Source organism: Rhodonellum psychrophilum GCM71 = DSM 17998, assembly GCF_000381545.1.
GTDB lineage: Bacteria > Bacteroidota > Bacteroidia > Cytophagales > Cyclobacteriaceae > Rhodonellum > Rhodonellum psychrophilum.
Genome location: NZ_KB906681.1, coordinates 154111 through 169878, shown reverse-complemented (window position 1 = coordinate 169878; position 15768 = coordinate 154111). Strand labels below are relative to the sequence as shown.

Sequence of the window (15768 nt, the reverse complement as noted above, 5' to 3'; positions counted from 1 at the left end):
ATTGCATATTTCGGGTTCAATTATTGGCCCCAATGAAACATCATCCTAATTCCTCCATCCCATAATCCCTTTCTACCAGACAAATCCTCGTTTTGAAGGCAGAATACCATTTTTCCCTTCCCATTTTTTGGGCAATCAAATGTTCACCATTCATTTTCCAACTGCGGATGGCCTCTAGGGATTCCCAGTAGCTGACGGTGATCCCCAGGTCTTCGCGTGCACTTTCGTGTCCCAAATATCCAGGTTGCTCCTGGGCGAGGCTGACCATTTTTTCGGCCATTTTGATATATTCTTCGCCTCCGATATGAGCCCGGTGGGAAGTGAAAATCACCGCATAATAGGGGGGATGAGGAGTTATGGCAATGTCATTTTGTGTCATTTTTGGACGATGGTTTTATAGGCGATTTGGTCTCCTGATTCTTTTGGTGGCATAGAAAGTTAAGTGCTTTTTTTTGAACTGAAAAAAAAGGCAAAAAAGAATTTGACCTACTGATTCAATCCGAAAAATACGGGTTAAAACCAACATTTCTAAATTGTGATAGGGAACATCCTTTTCGATTTTGCGTTTTGAATTGGGTATCTTCTTTTCATTTGAGTAAGTTTTAGCACTGCTCATCGGCATTTCAAAAAAAAACTATGCTTGCATCCCCATATTTTAAAAAAAACCCGAAATTATATTATTTTCTCCCAATTTTTTATCGGTATTGGATGGATTCCAGCCCAATGTCTGAAGAGATCAGTTCCATAAAGGAGCTGATCAATGGCCAAAATTGGTTAGCCGAGGAAGAGAAAGCATTTTTGATGGAGCAGATTGATCCCCTGCATCCACCTAGGCCCAAAACACTCCACTCTTGGAATTCCTTGATCCTCCAATCCTTTGACCCGAGTCAAAAAAACCTGCCTGCAATTGGAATCGAACTGGCTTTAAAACAAGCAAAAGAACAGCACCGGGAATTGGACAACGAAAGCGAATTGGCTTTCGTTGAGACCTCGCAAAAGCTTGGGTTTTTGGAAAGGAATACAGGCTTTTCCTTTCAGGAAGGGCACATTACGCTTACTTCGGAACATGATTCTGCGACAAGCTTTGATGTGTCCGCACTCCAAGACATATTGGAAGGAAATCAGGCAGCATTGATCCAAAAGGTGAAAAGTGTAATTTCCGCCCCAGATTTCGCTTATGTAGCCCCGGATCCTCTTATTGAATACAGGCAGCAGGTTTTTGATTGGTGCAAAATATTGGCAGATCATGGTCTTGGCAGCTGGGGATTTCCCAAAGAAAATGGTGGCAAGGGGGATATGGAAGGCTATTTCACCATTATGGAGACCCTGAGCTATCATGATCTCAGCTTGGTGATCAAGTTTGGAGTCCAGTTTGGGCTCTGGGGAATGAGTGTTTATTACCTCGGTACGGAAAAGCACCATCGCAAATATCTTCGGGAAATCGGTTCACTTTCCCTTCCCGGATGTTTTGCCATGACGGAAACCGGCCATGGCTCCAATGTAAAAGGCATTCGGACGACTGCGACCTATAATCATGAAGATCAGACGTTTTCCATCCACAGTCCGGACCCTTCTTCCCGAAAGGAGTACATTGGCAATGCTGCTGTGCATGGACAAATGGCCACGGTCTTTGCCAAATTGGTCATCGATGGGATAGATTATGGGGTCAATGCTTTTGTGGTTCCTTTGCGGGACGAGTCAGGAAAATTAGAGAATGGCGTGACAATAGAAGACTGTGGTCGGAAGATGGGCCTAAATGGCGTTGACAATGGTGTGATCTATTTTGATCAGGTGATCATCCCGAAAGAAAACATGCTGGATAAGTATGCCTCGGTGAATGAGGCAGGGGAGTTTGAAAGTCCCATTTCCAGTGACAACAGGAGGTTTTTTGTGATGCTGGGGACCTTGGTTGGCGGAAGGATTGGAATTCCCAGATCAGCTCTTACGGCGGCAAAATCGGGATTGACCATCGCCATCCGATATGGGGACAAGCGAAGACAGTTTGGCCCCGAAGGGGGAGAAGAAGTGCCGATTTTGAACTACAGGATGCATCAGCGAAGATTGATTCCCCCTTTGGCCACTTCCTATGCCTTGAATTTTGCATTGAAATATTTGACGGATAGGTTTCTGAATAAAGCCGAAGAGGAGGCCCAGGAAATCGAGGCATTAGCAGCAGGGTTGAAAGCCTACACCACTTGGTTTGCCACCGCCACCCTTCAGGAGGCAAGAGAGGCTTGTGGAGGCAAGGGGTATTTGTCCGAAAATAGGATTGACGCACTTAAAAACGACACTGAAATCTACACCACTTTTGAAGGTGACAATACGGTCTTGATGCAATTGGTGGCAAAAAGCAGGCTGACCGAGTTCAGGCAGGAGTTTGGCGACATGAACGTATTCGGTATTTTCAACTTTGTAACGGACAAAGCCATGACCTACGTGTCCGAAAAAAATCCCCTTATCATCAGGAGTACAAATTCTGAACATTTACTGGATTTTGATTTTCACCTTAATGCATTCCGTTACAGGGAGCAAGCAATTTTGGGTTCGGCAGCAAGTAGACTGAAGCGGCTGATAAATGGGGGAATGGATTCTTTTGATGCCTTCAATGTCTGCCAGCACCATTTGATCAATGTAGGTCAGGCATATATCGAGCGGGTTGTTTTGGAACAGTTTCAGGAGAAAATAAAAAGCATAGCGGACAAAGGCAGTAAAAAAGCACTCACCCAAATGTGTCAATTGTATGCACTCCACACCTTGGAAAAAAACCGTGGGTGGTTTTTGGAACAAGACTATATGGAGGGAGTGAAAACAAAGGCAATACGAAAGATGGTCAATCAACTCTGTTGGGAAATCCGGCCTGATGCCATTGCGCTTACAGATGCTTTTGCAATTCCCGAAAGCTGCCTTTCTGCCCCGATAGCAAAAAGGGAATCCTTGTAGTTCCTTTCCCAGCGATTCAATGTGGAGGAATGAGCTGTTGGAAAATGGAAGATGAAGGCATTTGGATCAAGATTCCTTTCAATTAACCCAAGGTTATTCAAGGATTGGGTTCATTGAATTTGCCTTATTTGCCCGAAAATATTTTTCTGGAATACAAATATTTTTTTTCTGGAGAAATCATCTCAAAGGATTGTGGATTCGATTTGTACATTGTTTCCACAATTTGAGGAGGTGGGATTCTACAAATATTTTTTGGTCCCAATGTCTTTTTGATACACAAGGATTGCTTTTTCCTTGGTTTGGATGATTAACCAAAGCCTTTTGATCCCTAATGTATGTTTGACAATATCAATACGGGTAGTTTTTATGGGTTGTCGGGTTGAAAAAAGTATGAAAATCCATTCAGGAAATGTAAAATGTGGAAGGTTTCCAGTGAAAGATTGCAGTCGGGTTTGGCCTGTTACCTCGGGTTTTTACCTGTCTTATGCATTTCCAATTGGATTCGATCCTGAAATTAATGGATAATCAGTCGGTTGTTTGCTGTTTTCGACGTCATCCTATGGGTAGAACGACTTGCCCTCCAAGCGCCTGATTTTCTTAAGGTTTCAAGCCCAATTGGAAACCTGATGCATATTTCGGGTTCTAGGCATAATAAAAAAGTAGGGTGAATCAGGGGTTTACATTAAAATATTGCCCAAAAAATCAAAATCCCTTTCAAATAGACTTATAAAAAAAAGGGCCATCTCAAACATTGAGGTGGTCCTTTTTTTTATAAGGATAATGAATTTATCTGAGGGTGAATTTGATGGTTTTTGAAGCTCCAGTGCTCGGCATAGCCACCAAGGTATAATCCCCTTTGGGCAAGCCAGTACCAAAATAATAATTTCCTCTTCCATCATCACCAAATAAAGTAAAAGGTGCGGTTTGATCCGTGAAGTTTTGGGTGGAAGCACCTGTTAAGGAAAAACTTACCGATCCTTTGAAGCCAGTGACCATATTGGCCTGAATGTTCATTTTATGGGTAGTGGTCGGGATAACGTTTCCAGCTGATATTTCCTGTAAGTATTTATTGATATTGGCTTGGATCAATGAAAATCCGGTGATTGGTGAGGATCCAGAAGAAGTTGTAGTGGTGCTCTTTGGACTGCTTTCTGCTGTATCTGTGGAAGAACTTTGGGTTGTCCCGGAGGAAGTCATGTCGTTGAATGAGGCATTTTGATTTCCCATTCTGACATTGTCAAAGTAAATAATCCTTTTGGATACATTGGTTTTTCTGTTTGCCCAAGTCCATTTGTATAGGCCTATTTTCCATTTTGGAAGATCGCCTTTGTAGATATTCCCCCCTCTTCTGGTCACGATTTTCTTTCCGTTTTGCCATACTTCAATTAAGCCATCTGACCCGTTCGAATGGATATAATGAAAGACAAACTCGTTCCAGGAATTTTTTGGAACTTGACCCAAATCTATATTGTCTTTGTTGCTGGATCCGGTTTGAACATTGCCAACGATCAATATCAATCGGTCATTTTTCACATTCAAGGAAGCGCTTGGGCTTCCCATTCCTTCTTGATGCCATTGGGAGATGATTTCCGTGTCGGTATCCATTTGAAATCCATCCGAAGGGAAATTAACAGCAAATGAATACCATCTTTCCCGATGATTTTGTGCGGGGAAGAGTACCTCTGCCCTGACCCCTGAGTTGATTTGAACCTTGTCGCCATATCTCAACTCAAATTTACCTGATTTGGCTCCTTGGAATTTTGGATTTGTAGGTGTCCCAAAGGAATGACTGGAAGCCAATTGTTTCCATGTGAAGCTCAAGGGGTTGTTTCCTTCAAATGTTTCTTCAAAGATAAGGTTGGCCGCAACCCTAAGGTTAGGGTCCGTTTCTGAATCCGAGATGCTGGTCGCTAGGAATTCCATTTCGTTAGCCTCGGCAATCGGGCTGTCGATTTCTTGCATTTCGCAGGAAAAAATTCCTAAACTTAGCAAGATGATGATCAATTGGTTGGTGGTTTTTCTCATTTGACTTTTCATTTTAGTTGGTTTTTAATGCATTGATAAAATTTGGTTATAAATAAAACAGTAACTATTTATGACTATAGTTTTCACTCTCAACAATAGATGCAACAATAGAAGAGCGTTTTTCTGGATAATTGAGGTGATGGATGTCCAGGTCTTTGATTTATCAATTTGATTTTACAAAAATGTTTATTACTGACCCCTTGTACCTCCTTGATTTTTAGTGGTTTGTGTGCGTATTGGTTTTGACGGAAAAACAATTACTATGCCATTACCTTTCATGGAAAATGAGCGATGGCTAGATGCGAACCCAGGTAGGATCTTTATTAATTGGGCGAAATATAGTTTGTCGGATTTTCAAACGAAGAACCGCATGAAAATTTTCCTAGACCATGTAGCAACATGAACAAAAGGCTTTTCCATCTAAAAGTTAGAGTTGAATTGGTTTTTGGATCTTTTTTTTTTTTCGAAATAAAAAGGACAATCCACAGATTAAAGTTTTAGGGAAAAAGCAAAGGATTGGTTCAGCGAAAAAAATGTTCAGCATTTTTCTTCCACTTAATGATTTAACCCGTTTTATGCATTGCGAACTCCATCTAATATTTTAATTTACTGATCATCAATTAGGTGTTGACTATTTTTGATTTCACCCTATTGGTGTCTGGAATTATTCTCCCAATGATCTGATTTTCTTTCCGTTTCAATCCCATTTGGAAACCTATTGCATATTTCGGGTTTCAAGATTTGAGAAAGGGGAGTTTGGGTGCATCTAAAAAATATTGAAATGTCAGGGGATGACTAGTTTTGGTTTTTGGGTAAAAAAAAAGGCTGCCCATAAGGCAGCCCTTGATTGAAATAAGTGAAATTATTTAATGGTGAATTTGATGGTTTTGGAAGCTCCTGTGCTAGGTGTGGCCACCAAGGTGTAAGTTCCTTTGGAAAGTCCAGGACCAAAGTAATAATTGCTTTTTCCATCATCTCCAAACATAGAGAAAGGAGCTGAATTATCTGTGTAGGTATGGGTTCTTGTTCCAGACAAACTGAATTTTACAGTTCCTTTAAAACCGGAGTCCATATTGGCACGGATATTCAATTTATGCGTGTTGGTGGAAATTGAGTTCCCCTCGCTGATCACCTGCAAATCCCTGTTTACATTGGCTGCAATCAAGGTAAAGCTTGAGATGGGGGATGTTGGGGTAGTGGTAGTAGGACTAGTCGGGGCTGGTGCCGGTGCAGTTGTTCCAGAAGAACTCATGTCGTTGAATGTGGCATTTTCATTGCCCATTCTCACATTGTCATAATACAATACTCTTTTTGAAACATCTGTTTTATTGCTTGCCCAAGTCCACTTGTAAACCCCGATTTTCCATTTTGGAAGCGCACCTGGGTAAATATTCCCGCCTTTTCTGGTTAGGATTTTATTCCCGTTTTGCCATACTTCTATCAAACCATCCGATCCGTTTGAGTGTACATAATGGAAAACGAATTCATTCCAGGAATTCTTTGGTACGGGACCCAAATCGATATTGTCTTTCTTGCTTGATCCGACATTTTGTACGTTTCCTACAATCAAGATCAACCTGTCATTTTTTACATTCAAAGAAGCACTTGGACTTCCCAATGTTTCTTGATGCCACTGAGAGATGATTTCAGTATCGTTGTCTTTTTGAAATCCATCTGCAGGGAAATTCACTGCAAAAGAATACCATCTTTCGCGGTTGTTTTGTGCAGGGAACAATACTTCTGCTCTTACTCCGGTATTGGTCACAATCTTGTCACCATATCTCAGTTCAAATTTACCGGCTTTGCTTCCCTGAAATACAGGGTTGGTAACCGTTCCAAAAGAATAACTTTCAGCAAGTTGTTTCCAAGTAAAGCTCAAAGGATTGCTTCCCTCGAAGTTTTCATCGTAAATGAGATTGGCGGCAACCCTGAGATTGGGGTCGGTTTCTCCGTTTGAGTCCAGAATGCTGGTGGCTAAAAAGGACAATTGTTCTGATTCGGCCAAGGGGTCTTCAATTTCCTGCACGTCACAGGAAATGATTCCAAAGCCAAGTAGCAAAAGGGTGAATAGTTGGGTGATTTTAAGAAATTGGTTTTTCATTTTAATTGGTTTTTGTTTGATTAAATAAGAGTTGGTTTTTGTTTGATTAAATAAGAGTTGGTTTTTGTCTGTCATTAATTTTGGTTTGGTTTAATTAAGTAAGAGTTGGTTTTTGGCAATAGAATATCTTTTCATGAATATCATGAGTGGTTTTGGGTAAATTGGCTTTTGCCTAAGAGGGAGAATGGGTGATTCTTGTTCCGGGCAATATAAGGGGTGATTACATCCCGAAATTAATTTCTAAAAACAATCGATTGAATAGAAATTGTGTTCTCGAAAGGTGATTTTACTTTTTTTAATTTTGCATATTACTGATTAATAATTAGTTATATTTTTTTTGGGTGTGGTGCGGCAAAAAACAATTTTTGTGCCATTAGGCTAGTCCTAATTTTGAGAAAGCTCATTGGAGGGTGAAATCCACTGTGGCTTGAGTTATTTGATGTTTTGTGTTTTTCATTGGATTCATTCGGTATTTTTATTTGGGGAATTGGTGTTTTAAAACTGATGAATTGATACCCATTTTGTTGCTGTTTTTTTCGTCCTTCGCACCATTTTAATTGTCTTTTATTATTTAAAATATAATTTTATGGTTTTTGAACGCCTTCTGATAATATTTGTATTGTTATATTTATTAGGGCAATAAAATAATAAATAATTCAATTAACAAAATATAAATCCATTTATGGCAAAAAATAACAGAACTAGAAGACACTTCGAATGACCACCTTTTTAGATCGAATGAGATAGTTTAAGTGATTTCTATACAGCTAGTTAACGCTTTATATTTTTAAGATGTTGCTCTGGGGATTGTATTGGTATTTTTGTGTAATTCCTTGACTTTTAGGAGTAGGTAATTTGACTTTTTAAAAAAATAAATAAAAAATGAAAAAATATAATTAAAATGATAGTGGTAAAAATAGATTAATCTGCATTTTTTTTAAATGTTTTTTAGATTTTAAAAAGAAAAGGCCATTTGGGATTTTTAACCCAAATGGCCTGATGATTTAAAAATCTGTTCCGCTGTTTTTCAGTTTTTTTTGCGTGATCCAGATGTTCCTGAAGAGCACCTCATGTCCCTCTGCTTGGAGTTTGATTCCTCCGGGTCGGTCGGTAATTCCTTTCCCACCATCGTTCCCTCCGTCCTGTCCCGAATTGGGGCCTCCCCATACTTGATCGATGGACTTGTCTTGATGGATTTTCTTGCCATTGAAGTAAATTGTCACACGGGCTTTTTCGAAGAGTTTGCCGTCCTTGAATCTTGCGGCCTTGAAAAGGATATCGTAAGCATTCCATTTTCCAATTCCATTATAGGCTTCCTCAGTGGGAAGATGTTCATTGATGATGGCCGCCATCCCATGCAGGCCATAATCCCCATCCAAAATCTGGATTTCATATCGGTTTTGGAGGTACACACCAGAGTTTCCCCCTTCTTGTTTTACCAAGAACTCCACATGAAGCCTGAAATCTTTGAATTCTTCCTTGGTCACGATGTCTGCCGCTCCGTACAATCCCCCCGCACCTGATGGATCGTTGCTGCTCATCGCAAAGCCTTCATCAACGGGGTCCGATACAATTTCCCATTTGATGGGGAGTTCGGCCTTTAATCGTGGGCCGTTCCAATAGGTCCACTTCGAATCCAACATTTCGCGGCTGCCATCGAAAAGCATTTTGGCTTTTTTGGGTTTTGAAATGCCTACTCCAGTTTGCGCCTTCATTGTAAGTGGCAATACAAATGCGAGTACGCAAAATAGGGCTGTGAAATACTTTCTTTTTTCCATAGGTTTTAAGGTTTATTCCAGAAATATAGAAAATAATCATCCGAGGCATCCTAAATAATAGGCTTTTTACACGGAGGTTGCTGATCGTTCCAGAGGTGGGGATTTTATGGATTGAAATTTGACTGCTTTTTTTTTGAAAAAAAGAATTGAAAATTCTCCAAGCTTTTTACATGCAGAAAGTAGGCTCATTCTAGAAAAAACTGCCAAAACCTATCTTGAGAGGGGGTTGGGAAATGGCCTTTTGGCCAAATGTAATCCTCTCCATCATAGGGACATGGGATTGCGCTGATTTCAGGTATTGCTTCTGCAATTCAAAAACAATTGGAACAAAAATTTAATGTAATTTTAGATCAAATAACAACAGATAACATGAAGTGGCAAGGAAGAAGACAAAGTAGCAATATCGATGACAGAAGAGGTCGCTCGGGTGGTGGCGGGGGAGGGATTTCCCCATTTTTGATCGCACCACTGATCAAGTTGCTGTTCTCAAAGATGGGAATGGTCATCGTCGCGGGATTTTTATTGTTGATGTGGATCACTGGCACCAATCCCCTCACCTTGATTCAACAATTTATGGGGGGTGGCAACATGACCAATGTTGCCAATTATCAATCCAGTCCGGCTGAACAGGAATTGGCAGATTTTACCGCTGTGGTACTTGCCGATACGGAAGATGTCTGGAATGAGTTGATTCAGGATTATAGAGAACCAAAATTGGTCTTGTATACGGGAAGTGTCAGTTCGGCTTGCGGGTCAGCATCTTCGGCGACGGGTCCTTTTTATTGTCCGGCAGATGAAATGGTTTACATAGACCTGAGTTTTTACCAGGATCTCAAAACAAAATTGAATGCACCGGGCGATTTTGCGCAAGCCTATGTGATTGCGCATGAAGTGGGACACCATATCCAAAACATAATGGGCATCAGTGGCAAGGTCCAATCCATGCGGGGAAAGATAAGCGACAAGGAATACAATGAGTTGTCGGTCAAATTGGAATTGCAGGCTGATTTTTTTGCCGGGGTTTGGGCACACCATACCCAAAAGATGAAGAATGTCTTAGATCCCGGAGATATTGAGGAAGCCCTGAATGCAGCCAATGCCATCGGGGATGATCGGCTCCAAAAACAATCTACCGGAAGAATAGTCCCGGACTCCTTTACCCACGGCACTTCAGCACAGAGGATGCGTTGGTTTAAAAAGGGTTTTACAACCGGGGATTTTGCTCAGGGAGATACCTTTAGTGCTACGGATTTATAATGCGTCATCACCAACTTTATCTTCTTTGGATTGCCTGTATTAGTAGTTCATCTATTTGATACCGTCCTTCGTGGGCAAATATTAACCTTCCTTCATGATTCCAAATCCGCTGCCTTATGCGTAGGTATTTTACGATATGTCTTTTGTTGGCATTCTCCATGGGTTGTGGGAATGGCAAAGGAGCCGAGACGCTGAGTCCCGAAGCGCATTCCGCACTGGTGGAGAACTGGTATGACGCGCGGGTGACAAGTCTCAAATCTCCCGAGGGCTGGCTGAATCTCATCGGCTTGTTTTGGTTGGAGGAAGGTGAAAATCAAATGGGCTCCAAGGCCGGGACTGTCATTGTCTTGCCTTCAGGCATGCCTGAAAAATTGGGTTCCTTCTTCCTGAAAGACAGTCTTGCTTTTTTTATTCCGGTACAGGAAGGGATTGTTATGGAAGGAGAAAAGTTAAGGGAGAAAACCATTGTGTCCAATTTTAAAAATGGGATAGGGCCTCAATTGGCTTATGAAAGCCTACGGTTCAATTTGATCAAAAGGGACAAAGTCATCGGTCTTCGGCTCAGGGATTTGGAAGCAGATGCAGTCAGCCAATTTGATGGAATAGAAAGATATCCTGTGGATATTGACTGGAGATTGGAGGCGACATTCATCCCCTATGATCCTGTGAAGATGATCGATATCACAAACGTTTTGGGCCAAACCACTCCCAATCCTTCCCCTGGAGCAATTGAATTTGAGCTTTGGGGAAGCACCTACCGTTTGGATGCTTTGGATGGGGGAGAGGAGGATTTGTTCTTGATCTTTGCGGACGGTACGAGTGGTGAGGAAACCTATGGTGGCGGAAGATATATTTACATCAAAAAGCCTTCGGCCAGCGGAAACACGGTTTTGGATTTCAACATGGCCTACAATCCTCCCTGTGTTTTTACGCCACACGCCACTTGCCCACTTCCGCCTAGGCAGAATGTGTTGGACGTCGCCATTACCGCCGGAGAAAAAAATTACGGCATTTATTGAGTTTTCCTTTTGGGAAAACAAAACACCCTTTGGAATTTGTGAAAATCAATTCCAAAGGGTGTTTTTATCCAATCAATTTCCATTTGACATTCATTTGGTGTTTGTTTACGAAACACCTAATACGAAAAGCAAAAAGCGGAATACTTGAGGAAATCGTTTTTCGCAGGTACTTATTTGTGGTTTTAAAATTAACCCAACCAATTTCCCCAAGGAATTCTTGATAGGATAAGCACCAATCCGATGGCGTACATCATGTAAATGGACCTGAACTTGGATTTGCTCAGGAACATGTTTTTGGACCTGATATAGCCCACGCTAATGACGACAATCGCAATGATATTGATGAGTGGATGCTCCAAGGCTGTCAATCTCGCAACCGGATCCTGCATGGCGCCACCGCCGGTCAATAGGGAAAATCCCAAAGGGCTGACGAAATAAAGAATCAAGCCGACCAATAATTGCACATGGGAAATGATAAATCCTGCCATTGCAATTTTTCTGTCCTTTTCATTAAAAGTCTTGTTGCTCAAGGCTCCCACAAGCGCTAAAATAATCACAATGAAAAGCACCGCAAGTGCGAGATAGGCCAATGCTGAGTGTAGGTGTTGTAATCCTGTATACATGTTTTCTTTTTTTGTGGTGAAATTAAGGAATTAAGTCTGTTTTGGGAGAATTTCTCTGTATTAATTTGAATTATACCTGCGTTCGTCTAATTTTTAGGTCTATTCGTTTTTGTGAAGTAGTTGTATGAACATTTAATTCTTTGATCCAAAAATAGCCGTGAGTTCAAATTGTATTGCGATTTGCGGGTTTTACATCAAATGTTTATTTGTGTTATTTTTTGATGCTTAAAAATAATAAAATTGAATGGTCGGTTTAAAAATTAACTATTTTATTCAATTAATAGTTCAATAATTAAAATATAGGTCTATTAATGATGCTTGAATTAACTTTTTTAAGTAAAAAAATGAATTTATGGCCATTTTCATTGTGCTTTAAATATAAGATTGTGATAAGTGGAATTGCGTATAAAGTGCTCATTTTTTTAATATTTAAAAAATTTTAAAAAAAATAATATTTATTTTGTTTTATAATCTTGAAATATAATAATTCAATGTAATTTTTAAATAAAAACACATTCATTTTAAAAGCAAAAATCTATTCAAATCCATCTCTATTTTTTTGAATGGTGCATTGTTTAGGAAGGATCTTGGTAGTTTTATAATCGTGTATTAAGCCTGTTTACTTCTTAAATACACTTTATTTTTCCCAAAATAACCATTTATATACCCCAATTTTAGCCATTTGCCAAAGATGTTTTTTCTTAGGAGAAATCATGCCTTGTTGTCTGTACCCTTTTACCAACCACTCAAAACCCTTTATTTATGAAAATCGATTTTACCAAATCGGGGATTTCACTGAAAAACTGGAAGATACTCTTCCTGATTTTGGGGATAATTCTCATCAATGCAAATGAAAAAATTTATGCCCAGCAGCGGCAAGTGTCAGGAGTTGTCCTTGATGAAGCAAATTTGCCGATTCCCGGTGCAAATGTTCTCGTCAAAGGGACAACAAGAGGTGTGATTTCAGATCTTGATGGAAGGTTCACCATTGAAATTGGACCTTCGGAAAACATCTTAGTCATCTCTTATATCGGCTACGAAAAGATGGAAGTGGCTGTTGGAAACCGAAGCGAGGTCACCGTCAAACTTAGTGGAGATATTCAACTCAGCGAAGTCATTGTCACTGCTGCGGGTATTGAGCGGAACGCAAGCACCTTGGGCTATGCTGTCACCACGCTTAATGCCGATAAGGTAGCGCAGAGAAATGAGCCGGATCCCATCAGATCACTGACTGGAAAAATCGCCGGTGTCAATGTACAGGGAGGCGGTGGCGTTGCAGGCGGATCCACGAACATCACCATCAGAGGAAATTCTTCATTGGGAAACAATAACCAACCCTTGTTTGTCGTGGATGGGATTCCATTTGACAATTCCACTTTTGAACCAAGTGGATCTAGGCAGACCCAATCCAATCAATCAACGCCCAGCAGGGCCTTTGACATTGATCCAAATACCATCGAAAGCATGACTGTTCTTAAAGGAGCGGCTGCTTCTGCATTATATGGTTCACGTGCTGCAAATGGCGCAATCATCATCACCACAAAATCCGGATCCAAAAGGAGTAGGAAGGGCATGGAAATCACCTACAGCACATCCTATTCCACAGAGAAACTATCTGGATTGCCTGACTACCAACAATTGTATGGGCAAGGGACCAACGGCGATTACAGGGCGGGCGTTTACGGTTCATATGGTTCTCCCTACAGTTCTAGACCTACTATTCCGCATCCATTGGCCTCTACAGCCTATCCTTCAAGTGTGTTTCCGGAATTTTATGAAAGTAATGGTGTTACTCCTTTAGAGGTCCCTTACAGGTCTTATGCAGGAGAAAACCAGCGTAATTTTTTCAGAACCGGTAATGTTTACGAAAATGCTGTTACCATCAATACGGGAACAGAAAAAGCCAGCTTATTGGTCGGAGCCAGTCGCACTGAAAACAAAGGGGTTGTGCCAGGAAACGAAGTCACTCGAACCTCCTTTAATGTGGGAGGAAATGCCAACCTTGACAATGGGTTTTTTGTGCGGGGTACCATCAATTATGTAAAAACGGATCAGCAAAGTCCACCAATTGGTGGGTCCGGTTCCGTGATGGGCAACTTGCTCTTCATGCCTACGAGTTATGATTTGACAAGCTATCCATTTGAACATCCGATTACTGGTGCGAATATTTATTATCGGGCATTGGACAATCCCTATTGGTCTGTCAAAAACAGTCCTTCGACAAGTAGCGTGGACAGGTATTTTGGGAGTTTTGTTCTTGGAAAAAAAGTGACACCATGGCTGACCATTCAAAACACATTCGGCTTTAACGGCTTCACGGATGCCCGTATTTCTGTTCTTGGAAAAGGATCAAGCGTATATGCCAATGGAACCATCAACACGGACAATATCAATCGTCAAGAGTTGGACAATACTTTAATGGCAACCATTTCCACCAATATTACCCCTGACCTTTCCTTTACCGGTATTTTGGGAAACAACATCAATCAGAGAACGACGAGAAGGTCTGCTTTTTCAGGAGATGGAATCATCGTGTCAGGAATCAATGATATTCGAAACACTACGACCATCACCCTGTCAAGCATTCCCAACAATCAGGCACTGATTCAGCAACGGTTTTATGCATTCTTTGCTGACATGACCTTTAACTACAAATCGTTTGCTTCCCTCAACTTTGTTGGTAGGAATGATGTATCGTCGACCCTTCCCGCAGCCAACAGGAGTTATTTGTACGGAGGTGTAAACGGTCAGTTTACCTTCACGGAAGCTTTGAAAATGCCCAAAGGCGTTTTGAATCACGGTTCCTTGAGAATGGGCTACACGAAAGTTGGTAATGAAGCCAATCCTTATCAAACCATCAATGTTTTCAATGCCAATGCAAGTTTTGGTGGAATAGGTTCTCCTTTCTCCAATGCAAACAGTGCCAATGTAAGTACGCAGACATTGTCCAATAGCTTGACCAATGGGGGGTTAAAACCAGAGTTTATCACTGAATTTGAAATCGGTACTGAATTGAGGTTTTTTCAAAACCTCCTCACTTTGGATTTGACTTATTATGACAAACTAAGTACCTCGCAGATTTTTGTGGTGAACTCGGCTCCTTCTTCAGGATTCCTGACCAGAATCATCAATCTTGGCGAAACATCCAACAAAGGAATTGAAATTGGCTTGACAGCCAATCCATTGATGTCCGACAATGGCCTGAATTGGAGTGTTTCGGGTAATTTCACCAGGAACAAAAACAGGGTGGAAAACATAGGCGGATTTGCCCAATTGACCTATGGTGGAAACGTCCATATTGCCGGAATGCCATATGGGATGATTTTTGGTACCCAATATGCCAGAGATGATGAAGGAAATATCCTCGTAAATCCTCAGACGGCAAAGCCAATTTTGGCCACCACAAATGGTCCAATCGGTGATCCCAATCCTGATTTCATCGCTGGTCTGAGCAATACCTTCACTTTAAAAGGACTGACTTTGGATTTTCTTTTTGATTGGAAACAAGGAGGTGATTTGCTATCTACAACCATTGGCGAGACTTATGCCCGAGGCGTATTGAAAGATACCGAAGACAGGGATTCATTCAGGATCGGCCAAGGTGTACTGGGAGATGTGAACACCAGGTTGCCTTTGCTGGATGAAAACGGGAATAAGATCCCGAACAATACAGCATTGAATTACAATGATTATTTCTTTGGAAGTGGATTCGGCCCAAGTGGCCCCAGTGCAGGTTATATCGGTGAAGCCACCATTTTCGATGCCACTGTGATCAGATTGAGGGAAGTCTCTTTGGGATATTCGTTGCCATCCACTATGCTCCGAAAAACGCCTTTTGGGAGCATCTTTATTTCCGTAAGCGGAAGGAACCTTTGGTACCTGGCTCCCAACACGCCAAAGGCCATGAATTATGATCCGGAAGTGAGTACTGCCGGGTCCAATAATCCTGGATATGACGATTTGGGCGTGCCTGCCACCAAAAGATACGGAGTAAACCTAAGAGCAAGTTTTTAATCTGAAAAAAC

Annotated in this window: 9 protein-coding genes; 4 read left to right on the top strand and 5 right to left on the bottom strand. The window is 41.2% G+C overall.

Annotated elements, in window-relative coordinates; translation table 11 throughout:
* Positions 1-40: 40 nt before the first annotated feature.
* Positions 41-379 (bottom strand): antibiotic biosynthesis monooxygenase family protein, encoded by a 339-nt coding sequence (locus tag F824_RS0114680; protein WP_019598672.1) that lies wholly within the window; start codon positions 377-379, stop codon positions 41-43.
* 329 nt (positions 380-708) lie between these two features.
* Between F824_RS0114680 and F824_RS0114670 the strand changes: the two genes are divergently transcribed.
* Complete coding sequence (locus F824_RS0114670) at positions 709-2940, top strand: acyl-CoA dehydrogenase family protein (RefSeq protein WP_456238871.1); 2232 nt, start codon at positions 709-711, stop codon at positions 2938-2940.
* Positions 2941-3726: 786 nt separating this feature from the next.
* Here the strand turns inward: F824_RS0114670 and F824_RS26880 are convergent.
* The 3 genes from F824_RS26880 to F824_RS0114630 all read right to left on the bottom strand — a co-directional run bounded on the left by F824_RS26880 (position 3727) and on the right by F824_RS0114630 (position 8844).
* On the bottom strand, positions 3727-4965 hold the full coding sequence (locus F824_RS26880) for a polysaccharide lyase (protein ID WP_236613227.1): 1239 nt from the start codon (positions 4963-4965) through the stop codon (positions 3727-3729).
* Positions 4966-5827: 862 nt separating this feature from the next.
* A complete protein-coding gene (locus tag F824_RS25980; RefSeq protein ID WP_019598663.1) occupies positions 5828-7066 on the bottom strand; it encodes a polysaccharide lyase in 1239 nt (412 codons plus the stop codon).
* Between the two features lie 1004 nt (positions 7067-8070).
* Positions 8071-8844, bottom strand: coding sequence for a 3-keto-disaccharide hydrolase (locus F824_RS0114630; protein ID WP_019598662.1), 774 nt, complete (start codon positions 8842-8844; stop codon positions 8071-8073).
* Between the two features lie 369 nt (positions 8845-9213).
* On the opposite strand from F824_RS0114630, the gene ypfJ reads away from it, so the two are divergent.
* Both ypfJ and F824_RS0114615 read left to right on the top strand, forming a co-directional pair.
* Entirely contained in the window at positions 9214-10101 is an 888-nt protein-coding gene (gene ypfJ, locus F824_RS0114620) for a KPN_02809 family neutral zinc metallopeptidase (protein ID WP_019598660.1), read from the top strand.
* 116 nt (positions 10102-10217) lie between these two features.
* Positions 10218-11120: a DUF1684 domain-containing protein gene (locus tag F824_RS0114615; protein WP_026333727.1), complete on the top strand. Its 903-nt coding sequence runs from the start codon at positions 10218-10220 to the stop codon at positions 11118-11120.
* Positions 11121-11308: 188 nt separating this feature from the next.
* Here the strand turns inward: F824_RS0114615 and F824_RS0114605 are convergent, their stop codons facing one another.
* Positions 11309-11743: a hypothetical protein gene (locus tag F824_RS0114605; protein ID WP_019598656.1), complete on the bottom strand. Its 435-nt coding sequence runs from the start codon at positions 11741-11743 to the stop codon at positions 11309-11311.
* A 762-nt stretch (positions 11744-12505) separates the two neighbouring features.
* On the opposite strand from F824_RS0114605, the gene F824_RS0114600 reads away from it, so the two are divergent.
* Positions 12506-15757, top strand: a complete 3252-nt coding sequence (locus F824_RS0114600) for a SusC/RagA family TonB-linked outer membrane protein (protein WP_019598655.1) — start codon at positions 12506-12508, stop codon at positions 15755-15757.
* Positions 15758-15768 lie beyond the last annotated feature (11 nt).